Annotated in this window: 19 protein-coding genes; 6 read left to right on the top strand and 13 right to left on the bottom strand. The window is 27.5% G+C overall.

Annotated features, from left to right (window positions below):
- Positions 1 to 37 precede the first annotated feature (37 nt).
- Both BP769_RS02840 and BP769_RS02835 read right to left on the bottom strand, forming a co-directional pair.
- On the bottom strand, positions 38 to 823 hold the full coding sequence (locus BP769_RS02840; RefSeq protein WP_413824902.1) for a hypothetical protein: 786 nt from the start codon (positions 821 to 823) through the stop codon (positions 38 to 40).
- A gap of 233 nt (positions 824 to 1,056) precedes the next feature.
- Entirely contained in the window at positions 1,057 to 2,658 is a 1,602-nt protein-coding gene (locus BP769_RS02835; RefSeq protein ID WP_409199084.1) for a CTP synthase, read from the bottom strand.
- 353 nt (positions 2,659 to 3,011) lie between these two features.
- Between BP769_RS02835 and BP769_RS02830 the strand changes: the two genes are divergently transcribed.
- Positions 3,012 to 3,566 carry a LemA family protein gene (locus tag BP769_RS02830; protein WP_409198925.1) on the top strand — a complete coding sequence of 185 codons (555 nt, stop codon included), beginning with the start codon at positions 3,012 to 3,014 and terminating at the stop codon, positions 3,564 to 3,566.
- A gap of 37 nt (positions 3,567 to 3,603) precedes the next feature.
- Positions 3,604 to 5,403 (top strand): DUF2207 domain-containing protein, encoded by a 1,800-nt coding sequence (locus tag BP769_RS02825; protein WP_413862007.1) that lies wholly within the window; start codon positions 3,604 to 3,606, stop codon positions 5,401 to 5,403.
- Positions 5,404 to 5,448: 45 nt separating this feature from the next.
- On the opposite strand, the gene BP769_RS02820 is transcribed toward BP769_RS02825, so the two are convergent.
- The 5 genes from BP769_RS02820 to BP769_RS02800 all read right to left on the bottom strand — a co-directional run bounded on the left by BP769_RS02820 (position 5,449) and on the right by BP769_RS02800 (position 10,297).
- Positions 5,449 to 6,666, bottom strand: a complete 1,218-nt coding sequence (locus tag BP769_RS02820) for a cofactor-independent phosphoglycerate mutase (RefSeq protein ID WP_413824900.1) — start codon at positions 6,664 to 6,666, stop codon at positions 5,449 to 5,451.
- A gap of 93 nt (positions 6,667 to 6,759) precedes the next feature.
- On the bottom strand, positions 6,760 to 7,779 hold the full coding sequence (locus tag BP769_RS02815) for a homoserine dehydrogenase (protein WP_409198922.1): 1,020 nt from the start codon (positions 7,777 to 7,779) through the stop codon (positions 6,760 to 6,762).
- A 21-nt stretch (positions 7,780 to 7,800) separates the two neighbouring features.
- Positions 7,801 to 8,286, bottom strand: a complete 486-nt coding sequence (locus BP769_RS02810) for an amino acid-binding protein (protein WP_409198921.1) — start codon at positions 8,284 to 8,286, stop codon at positions 7,801 to 7,803.
- A 90-nt stretch (positions 8,287 to 8,376) separates the two neighbouring features.
- Positions 8,377 to 8,586 carry an Asp-tRNA(Asn) amidotransferase subunit GatC gene (gene gatC, locus BP769_RS02805; RefSeq protein WP_409198920.1) on the bottom strand — a complete coding sequence of 70 codons (210 nt, stop codon included), beginning with the start codon at positions 8,584 to 8,586 and terminating at the stop codon, positions 8,377 to 8,379.
- 181 nt (positions 8,587 to 8,767) lie between these two features.
- Positions 8,768 to 10,297, bottom strand: a complete 1,530-nt coding sequence (locus BP769_RS02800) for an asparagine synthetase B family protein (RefSeq protein WP_413862005.1) — start codon at positions 10,295 to 10,297, stop codon at positions 8,768 to 8,770.
- A 192-nt stretch (positions 10,298 to 10,489) separates the two neighbouring features.
- Here BP769_RS02800 and metX point away from each other — a divergent pair, with 192 nt between their 5' ends.
- Positions 10,490 to 11,965, top strand: coding sequence for a homoserine O-acetyltransferase MetX (gene metX / locus BP769_RS02795; RefSeq protein WP_409198918.1), 1,476 nt, complete (start codon positions 10,490 to 10,492; stop codon positions 11,963 to 11,965).
- Positions 11,966 to 12,032: 67 nt separating this feature from the next.
- Here metX and BP769_RS02790 read toward each other — a convergent pair whose 3' ends face one another.
- The 3 genes from BP769_RS02790 to rnc form a co-directional block, all read right to left on the bottom strand.
- Entirely contained in the window at positions 12,033 to 13,601 is a 1,569-nt protein-coding gene (locus tag BP769_RS02790; RefSeq protein WP_413828500.1) for a hypothetical protein, read from the bottom strand.
- 121 nt (positions 13,602 to 13,722) lie between these two features.
- Positions 13,723 to 14,091: a hypothetical protein gene (locus tag BP769_RS02785; RefSeq protein WP_409198916.1), complete on the bottom strand. Its 369-nt coding sequence runs from the start codon at positions 14,089 to 14,091 to the stop codon at positions 13,723 to 13,725.
- Between the two features lie 131 nt (positions 14,092 to 14,222).
- Positions 14,223 to 14,897, bottom strand: a complete 675-nt coding sequence (gene rnc, locus BP769_RS02780) for a ribonuclease III (RefSeq protein WP_409198915.1) — start codon at positions 14,895 to 14,897, stop codon at positions 14,223 to 14,225.
- A gap of 480 nt (positions 14,898 to 15,377) precedes the next feature.
- Here rnc and BP769_RS02775 point away from each other — a divergent pair, with 480 nt between their 5' ends.
- Positions 15,378 to 15,836: a hypothetical protein gene (locus BP769_RS02775; RefSeq protein ID WP_409198914.1), complete on the top strand. Its 459-nt coding sequence runs from the start codon at positions 15,378 to 15,380 to the stop codon at positions 15,834 to 15,836.
- Here the strand turns inward: BP769_RS02775 and BP769_RS02770 are convergent.
- The 3 genes from BP769_RS02770 to BP769_RS02760 form a co-directional block, all read right to left on the bottom strand.
- Positions 15,833 to 16,399: a sugar O-acetyltransferase gene (locus tag BP769_RS02770; protein ID WP_409198913.1), complete on the bottom strand. Its 567-nt coding sequence runs from the start codon at positions 16,397 to 16,399 to the stop codon at positions 15,833 to 15,835. The two genes, BP769_RS02775 and BP769_RS02770, sit on opposite strands and share 4 nt — an antisense overlap.
- 231 nt (positions 16,400 to 16,630) lie before the next feature.
- On the bottom strand, positions 16,631 to 16,816 hold the full coding sequence (locus BP769_RS02765; RefSeq protein WP_409198912.1) for a 50S ribosomal protein L37e: 186 nt from the start codon (positions 16,814 to 16,816) through the stop codon (positions 16,631 to 16,633).
- 247 nt (positions 16,817 to 17,063) lie between these two features.
- Positions 17,064 to 17,297, bottom strand: a complete 234-nt coding sequence (locus BP769_RS02760; protein ID WP_409198911.1) for an LSm family protein — start codon at positions 17,295 to 17,297, stop codon at positions 17,064 to 17,066.
- Between the two features lie 338 nt (positions 17,298 to 17,635).
- Between BP769_RS02760 and BP769_RS02755 the strand changes: the two genes are divergently transcribed.
- Both BP769_RS02755 and arfB read left to right on the top strand, forming a co-directional pair.
- Positions 17,636 to 18,112 (top strand): RNA-binding protein, encoded by a 477-nt coding sequence (locus BP769_RS02755; RefSeq protein ID WP_409198910.1) that lies wholly within the window; start codon positions 17,636 to 17,638, stop codon positions 18,110 to 18,112.
- Positions 18,113 to 18,137: 25 nt separating this feature from the next.
- On the top strand, positions 18,138 to 18,830 hold the full coding sequence (gene arfB, locus BP769_RS02750; protein ID WP_409198909.1) for a 2-amino-5-formylamino-6-ribosylaminopyrimidin-4(3H)-one 5'-monophosphate deformylase: 693 nt from the start codon (positions 18,138 to 18,140) through the stop codon (positions 18,828 to 18,830).
- Positions 18,831 to 18,852 lie beyond the last annotated feature (22 nt).

Raw genomic sequence — 18,852 nt, 5'->3', positions numbered from 1 at the left:
TAGGTCATCCTCAAAAAAAATAGAAATTAAAAAAATATTAACGCCACTTAATATTACCTAAAAATCTTCTAATTGAATCAACATAAACTCCCAGAATGGTTACAAATCCACTAAGAATTGCGCAAAAGAGTACTACTACTGTAGATGAAGGCATATTATTTTGAGCATTAACTATTGAATCATGGACAGGACCATTAACATCACTTACAACAATATCATTTTTAGCTAATTCATTTGTAATATGTTGCACACTACCAGCTTGAGCATCAACTTGTAATTCAATTACAGCATAACTATAAGAAACACCATAATCAGAGAATAATCTTTCTTTTAAAGTTTTAAGATTATGTGTAAGATTATTATTAGTGAAATTTACATTAATTATGCCTGCTTTATTATCAAAACTCCAATTACTTAAATTAGCATTCATATACATAATATTTTTATCTAAACTAGCCGAAGTATTGTCCGAGAAAGGTTGAGTGTGAATTAAAATTCCTTTACTTGAAACATTATTCACTCCATCCATTTGTTCAATATTAGATTTTACTTGATTAATATTTGCTGAAGATGGAAGTTCAATTGTCATTATTTCATGACCACCATCAACAATTTGTGTTAAAGTTCCTACTGCTTGAGGATAACCTTGCAAGGTTGGTGTGATGAAAAAAGCTCCACCAACAACTCCCAAAATCACTCCTATAATAATCACTAATCCTATTTCTTTTTTCTTAATTAATGGAGTTAACATTCCCATTGAAAAACTAAAAATCAAAATTACAATAAATAATATGATTAGTATAGCTGCTGTTATAATATCCATAATAATTTATCCCAAAAAATATTTTTATTAATATTAATTAAATTGTTTTAAAAAAATTCATACTGAATATGTTATTATATTTCAGTACAAGTTTATTACTAATAATTATTAATACAAGTAGTTTATAAAGTTTATCCATATTAGAACAAAATATATTGGAAAAAAAGTGAAAAATCAAGACATATAATAAGAAAAATAAGATAAAAATGAATAAAAAAAAATTATTTTAAAATTTAATTTTGACGATAATTATTTGCAGCATCAACAAATGAAACAAATAAAGGATGAGGTCTATTAGGTCTAGATTTAAATTCTGGATGGAATTGACAACCAACAAACCATGGATGATCTTTAACTTCTATAATTTCAACAAGGAAATCATCAGGAGTAGTACCAGAAATAGTCACACCTAAACTTTCTAATTTATCCCTATAATCATTATTAAATTCAAATCTATGACGATGTCTTTCTTTAACTTCAGGAACATTATAAGCTTCAGAAGTTTTAGTATCTGGAACTAATTTACAATCATATTGACCTAAACGCATAGTTCCACCCATATTCTTAACTTTCTTTTGCTCTTCCATCATATCTATAACAGGATAAGGTGTTTCAGCATCAAATTCAGTACTATTAGCATCAGTTAAACCATTTCGACGAGCAATCTCAATAATCATACATTGCATTCCAAGACAAATACCAAAAATAGGCACATTATTATCTAATGCATAATCAACAGCTTCAAGTTTACCTTTAAGACCACGTTCACCAAATCCACCTGGAACAAGAATACCATCTAAATGTTTTAACTCATTTTTATTTAACTCATCAACATCACTAGAGAAGTATTCAATATTCATTTTAACACCTACTTCAGCAGCTGCATGATGTAATGATTCACGAATACTAATATATGCATCTTCATATTCAACATATTTACCTACAATACCAATAGTAACAACAGGACTTCGAATTTTTAATTTATCCACAACTTCAGCCCATTCATTAAGTTTATTAGGATTAGTGTCTATTCCAAGATTTAAACGATTATTTATAAAGTTCCCAACATCAAAATTATTTAAAACTAATGGAACTTCATAAATACTATCAGCATCAGGTGTATGAACTACTGCATCATATCCCACATCACAGAAATGTGCAATTTTCATACGTAAAGCATCATCTATAGGTTTAGGACTACGTGTAACAATCATATCTGGATTAATACCCATACTACGTAATTCTTTAGTAGAATGTTGAGTAGGTTTAGTTTTAAATTCTTTAGCAGCATCTAGATATGGTACAAATGTTACATGAGTAAACATAACATTTTCAAAACCTTCCTCATTACGTAATTGTCTTAAAGCTTCAAGGAATGGTTGAGATTCAATATCACCAACAGTACCTCCAAGTTCGACCATTAAAACATCATAATTACCTTCAGCTGCAACTTCACGAATCATAGATTTAATTTGATCAGTGATATGTGGAATAATTTGTACACAAGCACCTAAAAATTCACCTTTACGTTCTTTCTCAATAACCGCACTGTAAACTTTACCGGTAGTAATATTAGAAACACCAGGTAACTCCACATCAAGGAATCTTTCATAATGACCTAAATCTAAATCTGTTTCCATCCCATCATAAGTTACAAAAACTTCACCATGTTGGTAAGGATTTAATGTTCCAGAATCCCAATTAAGATAAGGATCTATCTTAATTGCAGCAACTTTCAAACCAAATGAACGTAAAAGACGTCCTATACTTGCAGAGGTTATTCCTTTTCCAATAGAACTAACAACTCCACCAGTTATACAAATATATTTTGTCAGATTAATACTCTCCCAATTTTATAAAATTATAAAGTAAATTTATTTTCTAAATTAATTGATAAAAATTATTAATAATATATCTATTTGATTTAATTAATATATTATACCTTATGCTAAAAAGATAATTTAAGTAATTCATTTATAAACACCAAATGAATATTCGTGAAAAAATTTTTAGAAAAAAAATAAAAAAATTAACAAAAAGTAAACAAAACAAGAATAAAATTAAAATTGTATAATGTAATTAATCATAAATAATAAATTTAATTAAAAATAAGAAAAAATTAAGGATAAAAATATAAATAGTTTAAAGTTTATAAAAATAAGCATAAATAAAAGGAGTATGAAAATTTATGTCATGGATATTAATAATTCTAGTAGTAATAATCCTCATTATAATCATATACTTAATTTCAACTTATAATGGATTAATTAATGCTAGAAACCGAGTAAAAAATAGTTGGAGTCAAATAGATGTACAACTTAAAAGAAGAATGGACTTAATTCCAAACTTAGTTGAAACCGTAAAAGGTTACGCAAGTCACGAAAAAACAGTCCTTGAAGATGTAACCAATGCTAGATCATCTTTAATGAATGCAAATGGTGTTGAAGAAACAAGTACAGCTAATAATCAATTAAGTGGAGCTTTAAAATCATTATTTGCAGTTGCAGAAAATTATCCTGATTTAAAAGCAAATACTAATTTCCAAAAATTACAAGACCAATTAGCAGAAACTGAAGATAAAATAGCATACAGCAGACAATTCTATAATGATACTGTATTAATGTACAATAATAAATGCCAAATGTTCCCAAGTAATATAATTGCTAACATGTTCCACTTCCAAGAAGAAGAATTCTTTGATGCACCAGAAGAAGCTGAAACTGTACCTAAAGTAGAATTCTAAAAGAACTTAAATAATAAATTATTTTTAAGGGTAAAATATGAAAATTAATAAAAAAATATTCGCATGTTTAATACTTTCAATATTCTTACTTTCAACCCTATCAGTTGCTTTTGCAGAAGATGATGATAAAGAGTACAGTATAAGTCAAGCTTTACTTGATTTAACCGTGCAAAACAATGGAATGTTACACATCCAAGAAACATACCACTACATATTTAGTGGAACTTACAATGGAGTATACCGAGACATACCACTAAAAAGTGGTGAAAGCATAGAAAACCTGAATATAACAACAGACGGAGCATACAATAAATACACAATAACTAATGAATCTGGCACAGAACATATAAAAATTTATTTATATAGTGATGCTGCAAAAACAGAACCTATCTCAGATACAGATGTTGATGTGCATATAAATTATGATTTTAAAAATGTTGTAACCATCTATAAAGATACTGCATTATTACAGTACAAATTATGGGGAGATCAATGGGATGTAGATGTAGGTCAAGTCATAACAACCATACATTTACCTTCAAATACCGGTAACCAATACTGGTTAAATCCACCACAATTTAATCAAACAAGTAGTATGACTGGTAACACAATACAATCTACAACTACAAGTATACCTAGTGGAGATTTCTTTGAATTACAAGTAACAATGCCATTAAAAGACTTTTCAAATGCAGTTAATGCAAAACATGAAAATCGTAATGGTTTAAATGAAATCATGAAAACACAAGAAGATTATAAAAGTAGTACTGAATTTTATAATAACCTATTCTTAATAATTGGAATTCTATGTTGCATAAGTCCACTTGCACCTATAGGAGTATACTTAAAATATGGTAGAGAACCAAAAATCAACTACAATGGAATATATGAAAGAGAACTACCTACCAAAGACCCTCCAGCAATGATTAATGCTTTAATAGAAAATAGTAGTAATATCGGAACCCCTGATATGAAAGGTTTCGAAGCAACAATCATGGATTTAATTGATAGGAAAATCTTAAAATTAACAGTAGAAAATACAGATAAACCAGATAAAAAGAACTTATACTTAACCGTGAACAATGATAAAGCAGATAACTTAGATACTCACGAAAAAGATATTATAAATATTTTCAAAACCTTCTCAGACGATAATGGAACTTTAAGTTTAAACGATTTCCAAGATACATTAAGTAATAGAGAAAACGGTGAATGGTTTAAAGAAAAATATGAATTATGGCAAGAAGATTTTGCTTTCCAATATTTAAATGAGGACAAATTGAAAAAAATCTTTATAAATACTGGTTCCACAATATTTACATTTATTGGAATTGGAGGAATCATTTTATCTATCTTTATTGCTGCAATGGCACTATTAAGTACTATTCCAACTGCTACTTATTCCCTTGTTGGTGCAATAATAATTTTTATTACATCAATTATTTGTTTAATACTACCAGATGATGTTGGTGGTAGATGGACTGAAAATGGAAAAGAATTCCATGACAAATGGAAAAATTTCAAAAAATTCTTAAATGACAATAGTTTAATGAAGGAACATCCTCCAGAATCTATTGAAATTTGGAATCAATACCTTGTATATGCAGCTGCTTTAGGAGTTGCTGATAAAGTACATAAGGTTATGAAAATGGAATACTATGATAATTCAAGTTATGATCCATATTATAATGATACTTATATGTTCCATTCTTATGGTGGTTTCTTATTAATGGATTCAGCATTCAACACTGGTATGTCAACTGCTAATGCTACTGATAGTGATGGTGGTTTTGATATAGGTGGAGGATCTGGAGGTGGAGGTGGAGGAGCATTCTAAATGCTCTTTTACTTTTACTTTTTTTTCTAAATTTTTTACTTTTTTTTACCAAGTATTATTTAATAAATTTTTAATTAAATCACAACCAATATTAGAAGTTCCAAGAGAACCTTCACTATTAGTTTTTTCACTAAATACTTTAACATTATCCTTATTATCTTCATTAATACTTGAATAAACTGTAATTGGCACTAAATCTCTACTATGAGTTTTAAGTGGAACTGGTGTTGGATGATCTGGTAAAACAACTACTTTATAATCCCCATATTTTGGTAATTCTTTTAAGATTTTACCTAAAATGATTTTATCAATTCTTTCAATAGCTTTAATTTTTTCATCAATATCTGCAGCATGTCCTGCTTCATCAGGAGCTTCAACATGAATTATAACTAAATCATTATCTTTAAGTGCATTACATGCATATTCTGCTTTAGCTTCATAATCAGTGTCAAAGTATCCAGTTGCACCAGGAACATCAACTTTATTTAATTTAGTAAAAATAGCAAGCCCTTTCAATAAGTCTACCCCAGTTATTACTGCAGCATCTATATTATATAAATCTTTAAATGCAGGCATACTAGGTTTAGTTCCTTGACCCCATAACCAAATCATATTTGCAGGATTCTTACCTTCACTTACTCGTTTAAGATTTACTGGATGGTTTTTAAGTACTTCTTTAGATTCAAACATTATATCTTTAATAGTTTTACCATAACTTGTATCAAAATCAAGGTATTTATTAAAATCTTCATCCACTATATCGTGAGGTGCAGGTATTTCAAGTTTACTGGTGTTTATATCATGATAAACAAATAAATGTCTGTAACTTAAACCATGATGCCAAAAACCTTTAAAATCAGGGTATTTATCTTTAAAATGTTTATTTAATGCTTCCATTAATTCAGTTGCTTCTTCAGTACTTATATGTCCACTTGTAAAGTCAACAATTTTACCATCTTTTTCAGTAATTAAATTACAACGGAAAACAACATCTCCATCAACAGTTTCTATTCCTTGATTAGCAGCTTCTATTGGTCCTCGACCTGTATAATATTTATGTGGATCATAACCAAAAATACTCATATTAGCCACATCAGAGCCTACAGGTAAATCTTTAGGTGCATTTATTGTAAGTCCTGAGCATCCTTTTTCTGCAAGTTTATCCATATTTGGTTTTTTAGCTACTTCTAATGGTGTGTGATTGTTTAGTTCTGGTAATGGGTAATCACTCATACCATCACCTATCATTATTACATATTTCAAAATAATACACTTCCCTTTATAATAATTTAAAAAAAAAAGAATGTTAAAAAAGAATAATAATTAAAATTTTTTTAAATTAAAAAAATAATTTTTTTAATTTTTTGTTCTAAGAATTGTTATTAAATCAGTCATCATAGCAGATGCTGTTTCAAGTGATCCTGCACCTTTACCTACAGTTGTGACTTCATCAGCTAAATCTGTTTTAAGTGTTGCCATATTTAATGTTCCATTTAAATCATAACTACTTCCTTGTTTAACTAATCTTGGAGAAACTTTTAAAGTTTTTGGAGAAACTTCAGTTATGAGTTTAATTAAATATCCATTTTCTTTAGCTAATGATACGGCTTCACTGGTTATATTGCTGATTCCTTCAACTTCAACATCACTATATGTTGCAGGTTGACCTAACACACTATTAGATAATATTACAGCTTTACATGCAGCATCTATACCTTCAACATCCTGTGTAGGATTAGTTTCAGCTATACCTAACATTTGAGATTCTTTTAAAGTATCAGGGTAACTTGAACCTTCACTAGTCATACGTGAAAGAATATAATTAGTTGTACCATTTAATATTCCAATTATACTAATAATTTGATTACCACTTAATGCATCTTTAGCATAATTAATTATAGGCATTGCCCCACCAACACTAGCTTCAAATTTAAACATTACATTATTTGCTTTAGCAGCATCATCTAATTCTTTATAATTTAAAGCTAAATGTCCTTTGTTACTTGTTACTACATCTTTTCCTTGTGAAAAAGCTTTTAATGTTAATGTTCTTGCAGGTTCACCATCATCAATATTAGTTGGAGTACATTCCATAAGAACATCATAATCCACATTATCTAATACATCAGTATCGGTATTTGTGGTTCCACAATTAGGACATTGCCCTAATTTACCTTTTTCGCTTTTTGTTTTAAGTAATTCTTCAACATTTAAACCATCTGGATTTATTGCTGAAGAACAAGAATCTGCAACTGCTACAATTTTAAGGTTGATTCCTAAAGTTTCTAGGATTTTATCTTTTTCCATCTTTATTGCTTTTACAATACCTTGACCTACAGATCCAAATCCCATTACAATTATTTTACATTCATCCATCAATGTCAACCCCTAAATCTTTTAGACCTCATTTATTACAAGTAAATCTTTTTCTTTAGCTATTTCTTGGACTTTTTTAAATGTTGTTTCTTTTTGTCCAATATCTGATTCAATTGTAATCATTGCTGAGGATTTATATTCTTTATCTAATTTTATATCTAATCCAACAACCCAAACACCATCTAAGACATTTATTCTATCAAGAGTGTCTCTTACATCAGTATCTATAACATCTCCAATGAGGATTGTGCTGATTCTTTGTTTTAAAATCACATCATCTTTTTCTAAAATGTTTATTCCCATTTCATCAAATTTATCTAAAACTGCATTAAGGTTATTTCTTTCTCCTTCAATTGTGATTTGTACAGGAATATAACCTTTTTCATTTTTAACTTTTCTTTGGTGAATGATTGTGACTAAATTTGCTCCTAAATCACCTATTGGTGATAAGACTGATACTAATTGTCCCGGAACATCTTGGATTTCTAAGACTAAATTCATTCTCATAATTACCACATCATAATTTTTTTATTAATTAATTTTAAAAGTAAGGAATAAAAAAGTCATCTTAAATAAAAAAAAATATTAAAATTTTTTTTATACCCAGTCTGCTTTTTTAACTACTACATTACCATCTTTATCTGTTTTAGTGTTTCTAACAATTCTAGCACTATCTTGTGGATGTGCTTCATCTTTTCTTTCTAAATTTAAATTATCCGTAATATAGTAAGTTTCTTCAAGATCTGGAATAGTATCTAAAGATTTAGAGAAATTTTCTAAAATCTTTTCTGCATCTTTTTCTATCATTTATTGTTTCTCCATTTTTTTAATAAATTTATTAAATGTTTTATATTAATAATAAAATATGTTTTTTTATATTTATAAAAGTTTTTAAAAGGAATAGAATTAAAAATAAATAAATAATTTAAGTTTTCTAAAAAATTATATATTAAAAAAAAATTTTAAATTGAAGATATATATTCTATGGTTAATTTATTAATTCATTTTTAAAATCATTTAAAATTTTATCAAAATCTACTTTTTTACTAGTCTGCTTTTTTAAGATTTTATCTATTCCAGAACCGTATTGTGCTGCTTTTTTAGGACGTTGTGCGTACTCTTTAGGTACTCCATATTTTTCTGCTGCCTCTCTTAGAATATGTTTTTTAAGTTTATCTTCAGAATCAAAGATTTTATATTTTGAAGGTATTGTCATTGCAAGTTTTATAAGTTCATAATCAAGGTAAGGGACTCTTAGTTCTACCCCATTTGCCATACATGCTGCATCATCACGTTCAAGGTTTACATTATAAATGTTTTCAATATCATTAGTTAATTCATTATTTAATCCTTGATAATCCTGTTTTTTTATATGTTTCATGTATCGATTGTATCCTGCAAATAGTTCATCTGCTCCTTGACCTGAAAGTGCAACTTTTATTTTATCTTGTTTTATCATATAAGATGCAAAAAATATTGTCATACCTACGCCTAATTTCATAGGATTAGTACTTTCAATACTTTTTATAACATCCCCAATACTATTTTCTACTTCTTGGGGTCGAATTAATTGAATTTTTAATGTTAAATCTAAAGTGGATGCTAATTTTTTACTATATTCTAAGTCTTTACTTCCAATATTCCCTACAGTATATAAGGTTACTTTTAAACCTGTTTTCAAACTAATTTTTTTTAAGATATATGCAAGAAATGCACTATCTACTCCACCGGAAAAGATTAAACCTACTTCAGATAAGTTCATAACTCTTTTATATACACTTTCATATAAAGTATTAGTTAATTGGTTCATGTAATCTTCATATGAAGCTTCATTACTTGTAATAGTTTTAAATAAATCATTAACTTCTATGATTTCATCATTATATAATATACATCCTGGTTTTAAGGTATTAATACTTGTTATTCCTGCTGCCCATAATGCTTTACGTTCAGAGGCAAAGCCCATAATTTTTTCTTCTAATTTTGTTCCATAATATAATGGTTTTACTCCAACAGGATCTCTAGCTAGTATTAAGTTAGTATCATCTGTTATTGCAAAAGAATAATCTCCATCAATAATTTTTAGTGTTTCTATTATTGCAGTTTTAAGATTCCCACTAGTATTTTTTTTATTAATGATTAAATCTAAGAGTAAATGACTATCAGAACGTGTTTTTTCTTCATTTCCAATTTTTTTTATGATTTCAGGGTAATTGTAGATTTCACCATTAAATATGAGTGTTAAGTTATCTTTTTTAATTGGTTGTGTGTTTATTTTAATTGCATCTTCAGGGTTTTTAACACTTGGGAATATGGAGAGGAGATTTTGTCCAAGTCCAATATTATAAGTCTGATTTTTTAAGTTTACTAGGTTTTGAGAGTTTGTTTTGAGTAATGATTCTTTATTGTTTGTTAAATAGATTCCTGATGCATCTGGGCCTCTATGTTGTGTTGTTTTCATCATTTTTCTTAATGTTTCTATTTTGATGTTTCCTTTTAATCCTATTATTGAGCACATGTAAATTTTTCCTTTGAAAAAAGTTTTTTTATATTTGTTTAGTATTTATTGATGGGATGTTAAATAAACTTTAAATATAACAATCGTTAAAGTAGTTATTGATAAAAAATAATTAAATATTAGAACCAATAAAAAAATAATTAATAAAAAATTAAAGTTTTTATTAAAAAAAACTAATCGAAGGGATTAATAATGAAGACTAAATCTGTCGGCATAGTCAAACCATTAGCAGTAACATTATCTGAAGAAATTCAATTAGAATCAGGAAAATCAATAGATAATGTAACAATAGCTTACGAAACATACGGAAAATTAAACAAAGAAAAAAACAATGCCATATTAGTCTGTCACGCACTCACAGGAGATGCACATGCTGCAGGATGGCACGAAGGAGATAGTAAACCAGGATGGTGGGAAATCATAATAGGACCTGGAAAAGCATTAGATAGTGAAAAATATTTCATAATATGCAGCAACGTCCTAGGAGGATGCAAAGGAACAACAGGACCAGCAAGCATAAACCCAGAAACAGGAAAAGAATACGGAATAGACTTCCCAGTCATAACACTAAAAGACATAGTTAATGTAGAAAAAAAATTAATAGACCTACTTGGAATAGAAAAACTACTAGCAGTAATAGGAGGATCAATGGGAGGAATGCAAACCTTACAATGGACATTAAGTTATCCTGAAATGGTTAAAAAAGCAATACCAATAGCAACAACAGCAAGATCCAGCCCACAACAAATAGCATTCAACGAAGTAGGACGACAAGCAATAATCAAAGACCCATTTTGGCAAAACGGAGAATATTACCAAACAGACAAAGCACCAGAAGCAGGACTTGCAGTAGCAAGAATGATAGCACACATAACATACCTATCCGATGAATCAATGTATTTAAAATTTGGAAGAGACCTACAAGACAAAGATGAAGTAACCTATGATTTCACAACAGATTTCCAAGTAGAAAGTTACCTTCACCATCAAGGAAAAACATTTGTCAAAAGATTTGATGCAAATTCATATTTATACATTACAAAAGCAATAGACTTATTCGATTTAAGTGAAAATGGATCCCTCATTGACGGATTCAAACCAATAAAATCTAAAATAGAATACATTAATGTTGACAGTGACTGGTTATATACTAATGAACAAGCAGAAGAAATATTAAGAGCAATGCAAGCAAACGGCATAGAAATATCTTACAGTGAAATAAAAAGTAACTATGGACATGACGCATTCCTACTTGAAGGTGGACAATTAAACTACCTTATATCACGGTTCTTACAAGATAATATTGTGGAAGATTTAATGAACACTGAAGTAATGACCATTACAGAAGATGCCAAAATAAAAAAAGCAGCGAAAATTATGATGGACCATTATGTAACACACTTACCTGTTGTAACAGAGGATAATAAACTTATTGGAATCATAACTGCATGGGATCTTTCAAAGGCAATAGCACAAGGTGGAGAAGAATTAAAAGACGTGATGACTGAAGATGTTAAATTCTGTAAAAAAGATGAAACTATAAGAACAATAGCAGGTAGAATGAAAGATGACGATATAAGTTGTTTACCTGTAATAGATGATAATGATGAACTTATAGGCGTAATAACAACTGATTTAATAAGTCATTTATTCACAAACACAGTATAAAAAAATAGTAAAAAAAAATTTATTAGTTCTAAAAAAAAGAATTTATACTAATTCTTTAAAAGAACTTTTAATATTTCTTATGCATATAAAATCCAATTACAAGTGCAGCAAGTACAATAAAAGCACAAATAAAGTATTGTAAATTATCATTATTATTTTTATCATTAGTTTTATTCACTTTAACTTCAGTATACTTTTTTGAATCAGAACTTGATGAATCAGGATTAGCACCAACATTTGAATTAGTTTGAACATTCAAAGAATCAGAAACCTGATTTTCTTGACTAGAATCATTATGGAGTGAATTAGTTAAATTACCACTCATACTATTAAGTGACTTAGCTAAATTATTTAGAGTATTAGTTACTTGTGAAGATGCATTATTAGTTTTAATTGGATTAGTACTATTAGTACTAGGATTCACATTAACCCCATTATTATTTGAATTAGAATTATTTTGGGTAATCCATTTAACCGGATTATTTGTGAAATTATTAAAACTTACACGATCTGCCCAAGAATACTTATAATCACTTCCATTAATTGGATCGTTTGTACCCCAATAATTATTATCGAAATTTGTAGTTTTAGAAGTAGTTAAATCAATGAAAATATCTTGAGCTTCAATCCATGCACTATTATTCATAATAATATTATTATTAACTGTAGCTGTAGAAGGTATTCCAGGGGTTTCTTCATCAATAAAGATAGCTCCACCAAACATTCCAGCATAATTATTAGTAATAACAGAATCAAAAACATTTAAAGGTCCGGAAGTAATAATTGCCCCACCACGAGTACCTGCAGTATTATTATTAATTGTTGAATTATAAACACTTAATTTACCTGGCCAATTATATAAAGCTCCACCCCATTCTCTTGCTGTATTATTCTCAAATAAACAACCATAAATGTAAGTGGTTGAATAAACTCCAACACGAACAGCTCCACCATCACGGTAAGCATAATTTAAGGTGAAAACACTATTATAAATATAACTATCACCTTTATAAGTAGTAATAGCTCCACCATCATGACCTGCATAATTATTGCAGAAATAAGAATTATTCACAAACAAATAGGATTTAAGATCAACTTCACCACCACTATAAATACCTCCACCATTGATTGTATGAGCAGTGTTATTTATAAAATTACAATTATCAACATATAAAGAAGAATTCTGGGAATTTATACCACCACCAAAATCTGCACCCCATCCATTTATAAAAGTAAGATTTGACACATAAACAGTACTAAAATTATTTATAATAAAAATACTATTAGCTTTCTTACCATCAATAATCACATCATCAGAATTACCATTACCTGAAATAGAAATACTCTTATTAATAATAACTCCAGATTCATTATAAACTCCAGGATTTAAAATAATAGTACTATTTATAGCTGCTTTATTAACAGTATCATTTATAGAATCACCTGGATTAATATAAATAATATTAGGAGAATTAGTGCTAGATACACTATTATCTGTAGAGTTACTTATAATATTAGTGGAATTATCATTACTTGTTAAGCTTTCTGCTGATACACAAGTGATTGAAGATATTAATGCAAAAAGTAAGATTAAAATAACAATCTGTTTTATAGGTTTAAAATTTGTCACCTCCATTATCAATCATTTTTAATGAAAAACATGTCTATATGATAATATATTCACATCAATAAATAAAACTTACCCTTAAAAATTTAAGGATGAAAAATGAAAAAATAGTAATAAAAAAAAGAATATTTTATAATTTAAATTTAACAGCTAAAGTAGAAAAACCCTGATCCATATCAGTAGTAACACTAACACGATCAAATTTAGGGAAACTATCACGAATATGAACCAATTTACGTAAATCAATTTCTAATTCAGTAACATAAAATTCAAAACCATTATCAAAAAAATAAGTTTCTTTACGACACTTCAAACCAGCACCATAAAAAAATTCTTCAATTCTAGAATCTAAATCAAACATTTCATTAGAAGATAATTCTTTACCTTTAATAACACTTATAATATCATCTTCTAAACCCTCTTCTATAGGATATAAACGTAATTCTTGTTCCATTTCATTAAAACTTTCTAAAATACTATCTTTATTTAATTCAACCATAAAAATCACTCAAAAAAAATAGAAAATTAATTTATAATTAAATTTTTCAAATATTCATAAAAATTAATAAATAAATTATAAAAACAGTGAATAATAATTAAAAAAAATCATTTACTATCCTAAAATATGCATTATTTACTTTCTATGTTTAATTTACTTATTGCTTCTTTAGCAGCTAATTGTTCTGCATCTTTCTTATTTTTACCTACTCCAGTTCCGTACTGTTCTCCATCTATTAAAATGCACATTTTAAATGTTTTATTATGAGGTAATCCTTTTTCTTCTAATAATTCATAATCGACTTTTACTTCATTTGCATCCCCATATTCTTTAATAGAAGATTTATAATCATAAAAAAAGATTAATTTTTGTTTTATATAAGGATAAATGGTTTCGATTAAAAATTTTTTTACTGTATCAAATCCTTGATCTAAATATATTGCTCCTAAGAAAGATTCAAAAACATCTGCTGTTATACTTAATACCTCGTTTTTTGTTAAGTAACTGTCTTCAAAATCTAATTTAACATATTGATCTAAACCAAATTTATGTGAGTAAAAGATTAATGCTTGTTGGCATACATAATTTGCCCGAATTTTTGTTAGTTTTCCTTCACCAAAATTAGGGTGCATTTTAAATAAAATGTCTGATACGATCATGTTTAATATAGAATCTCCTAAAAATTCTAATCTTTCATAATCTAAGGGTAATTCCTGTTTCACCGCATAAGAGGAATGTGTGAAAGCTGTTTCATATATATCTAAGTTGTTTGTTTTAATGTTAAATTTATTTAATAATTCGTTCATTCAAATCACAAAAAAATAAAGTAATTTTAAAGCTAATAAATATTTTATTCGTTTTTGTATTTAATTATTTTCCAAATTTTTCAAATCAAAACCTTTTTTTACTTTTCATTTGCTCTCGGATAAGTCATTTATAAACTAATTATTAAATTATTACTTAACCAAAATAAAAAGGAAAAATCTATAATAAAAATTAAATTTAATTAGATTAACCTTTTTAATATAGGTGTTTATTTAAATTAAAGGGATAAAAAAATATTTACAGATTAATAGATGATTTAAATGCTTAAAATTAAAATATGAATGTAAAATAATAGTAAAACAAAACATACACATTTTTTGAGTACTATTGATTTATACAAACATAATTTTAAAGTAAGCATAAACTAAAATCATGAAAATATTTTTCTTAATATATCCCTTAATTTTATGATTATAACAATTAAAAAAAAATAATGATTGAAAAAAAGAGGATAGATAAAAATGATATTAAATTGGTGTGAAGAAATTACAGAACTTGATCCTAGTATTGATTTTCGTAGATGTGGAGGATGGTTAAAAACTGTTGAAGGATTAGATAAAAGTGTAATGAATGGTTACAGTATTACTGGAGATTTTGTTAAAGCTGGAGACTATAAAGAAGAAATGAAAAATGGATTATATCTTGATTGTAATAAAGAAGGTAGGAAATCTAAACCTAAACAAGATATTCGTTTAATCAGATTACATGATGGGAAATTAACTTTAGTTGATCAAGTTTATGATGGTAAAAAGAATTGGGCTGTAGATTTATGGGATAGTATTGGTGAAGAATTAAATGCTAACTATAAACAGGATGAAGCTGAAAAATTAACTAGTTTAATTCTTGATAAAACTGGTAAAGATAAAAAATTAATTAATGATATTATTAATAATTTAAGTTTAAAAGTAGAAGATTTTTAAATTTTTTTAATTATTTTTCCAGGCACTCCAGCTACAATTACATTATCTTTAACATCTTTTGAAACTACTGCTCCTGCAGCTATTATACTATTTTTTCCAATTGTAACACCTGGCAATATTGTAGCATTAGTACCAATCCATACGTTTTCTTTAATATGTATAGGTTTAGAAATTAATGTAGTTCTTTCTTCTGGTTTTATTTTATGATTTGTGGTTATTAAATTTACTTTTGGCGCTATGATTACATTATCATCTATTGTTATTCCTCCTTGGTCTAGTAGGCTGCAGGAATGGTTTATGAAAATGTTTTTTCCAAGTTTTATATTATGACCATAGTCTAAGTATATAGGAGGTATTATGTATACTGATTCGTGTATTTTATAACCGAATTGTTTACTTAGTATTTTTCTTATTTCATCTTTACTTAGTATTGTAGTGTTTATTTTTTGTACTGTTTTTAATGTTTCATCGAATGTTTTGTAAAGATTTTGGATTTCTGGATCGGTTTGTTTGATTTCTTGTCCTTCTTGGATTCTTTGGAATATATTGTTTTCAGGTTTCATTTTTTTTAGTATAAGTTGAATTGGAATATATGTGTTTCTTTCTATACTTATTTTATTAAATTTAGAATGTGTGAGTTTTTCATTTCTTTTAAGGTTTATGGAGTATGTTTATTTTTTTGTTTTTATGGATTAATATAATTTTTTTAAAAAAAAAGTAGTTAATAATAATACATAAAAAAGTATTACTAAAATAGTATAAAAAAAAGAAAAAATAAATAAGTAAAAACCCATTTAAACTAATCTTTGACCAGTAACAGGTTTTTTATTTTGCCAATTGTAACTTCGCATCTTCTTAGATTTACCGAAACCACAAGAAGCACAAACTTTCTTACGAACATGGTAAGTGTTTCTACCACATCTTCTACAACGAATATGGGTTTTCTTATTCTTCTTACCCATACTAGGTGTTCCTTTCACTGCAAATTCCTCCCTTCAAACTTATTATCTATTAGTGAAATATCTTATAAGATTTAAATAAAAATTATATAATTCAACAAATAATTAACTAGAAAAAGAAAAAATATAATCTAAAAAAATAAATATTTTTTACTAATTAAATTAAAATAATTGAATAAAAATTTTAATAAAAGAAATATTTTAATAAAATAAAACATTCCCAAAAATATTACGCATATATATGTAATTAATCAAGAAAAAAGACTATCTAAGGTGAGATATATACTATATTATCTCCTCGAATGAGGACAGTACCTAATCTTCTTGCAACATCTCCATTTTCTAATTCTTCAGCATCATTAAGTACAAGATTCATATGTAAATCAAAACTTTTTAATGTACCTCTGAATTCACGATCTCCTTTGAGTTTGATCAATACTGGAGAGTTTAATGCTTGACCTAATGCGTCAAGTGGTCTTTGAACATTTTGTTGTCCGCTCATGATTATCACCTATACTATAATAAATATGTTAGCTTCCTATTTAAAGGTAACTATTAAAAAAATATTTAACAGTATCCAAATAAATAAAAACTACAAATTAATAATTTTTTTCTGTAATTTAATAATTAAAACAAAGCAAAAAAATAAAGCCCATTTTAAACAAATTATTAAATTAATTTAAAAATAAAATACTTATTTTAATGATTTAATCTTAATTACAACAATAATATAATATAGTCCAATAAAGTATATAAAGGTTTAGCCTTAAGTATAATAAATTATTAATCATATAAACAACAAAATAATAAAAATAATAAAGAATTAAATGGTGGAATAATTTGAAAGTCAAAAAACGATACTTCTTAAAGAAAAAAAAGATTAAAGAAATCAAAAAACAATTAGGAGAATACGGTACACTAATAAACAACAAAGATAGTGTAGAATTACTAGAAGTAGACCCAAACGATTTCGTTCTTGTAAATGGTAAACCATACATCATAATGATTAACAACAAACCATACCCAACACTAAAAGCAGCACTCTACGAAGATTTAAATTCAAAAACCGTAGTAGTAGATATGGGAGCAGTTAAATTCATGACAAACGGGGCAGATGTAATGAGTCCAGGAATAACACAAGCAGACTCTACAATAGAAAAAGGAGATGTGGTGTTAGTAGTGGATGAAAACCATCACAAACCATTAGTAATGGGAGAAAGTTTAATAACTGGTCCTGAAATGGAAGAAAATGATACAGGAAAAGCAATAAAAACATTACATTACATAGGCGACGATATCTGGGAATTCGAATTATAATAAAATTTGGGAGGATTAATATAAAATGGTGAAACTAAGACTAGAAGCAGGAAACATAAAAAACACAAGAGTTCATAAAGTAGGAGTACTAGCATTAGGATCACACCTTGAAAACCACGGCCCATCATTACCAATAGACACTGATGCAAAAATAGCTTCCTACGTATCACTCATTGCAAGTTTAAATAGTGGATGCAGATTTTTAGGTGTAGTATTCCCTGCATATGAATTACCAACAATACATCATGGTGTACACTACGAACTAAAAGATGTAGCTTACGAAATAACAAAAACATTAAAATCTGCAAAACAATACCTAAAAATTGATCGATGCATAATAGTAAATGGTCACGGTGGAAACATACCCATATACCAATACTTAGATTTTATAGAAGAAAAATCAGGAGTAACAATACAAGTAAATAATAGTATTGTAGAAAACGAAGGACCCCATGCTGCATCAGGAGAACTAAGTATGGGTAAAGTACTAGGAATACTTGATGAAAAGCAAATAAAAAACCAAGCAGATACTAATATTTATGGAGAAGTAGGATTATCACAATTTAAACAAGCAAGATTAGATGATCCGGGTATTGAATCAGGTGCACGAGACGTGGAAGAAAACGGTGTATACGTGGATAAGGTATATGGGGAACAATTAATAAACTTATGCGTAAGCAGTGTCCTATTTGATATAGAAAAATTAAGTGACTTCTAAAAAAAAAGTATTAAATTTTTAT

It is taken from the genome of Methanobrevibacter sp. UBA417 (genome assembly GCF_002508845.1).
In the GTDB taxonomy this organism is placed as follows: Archaea; Methanobacteriota; Methanobacteria; order Methanobacteriales; family Methanobacteriaceae; genus Methanobrevibacter_A; species Methanobrevibacter_A acididurans.
This window is presented reverse-complemented; position numbering and strand designations above follow the sequence as displayed.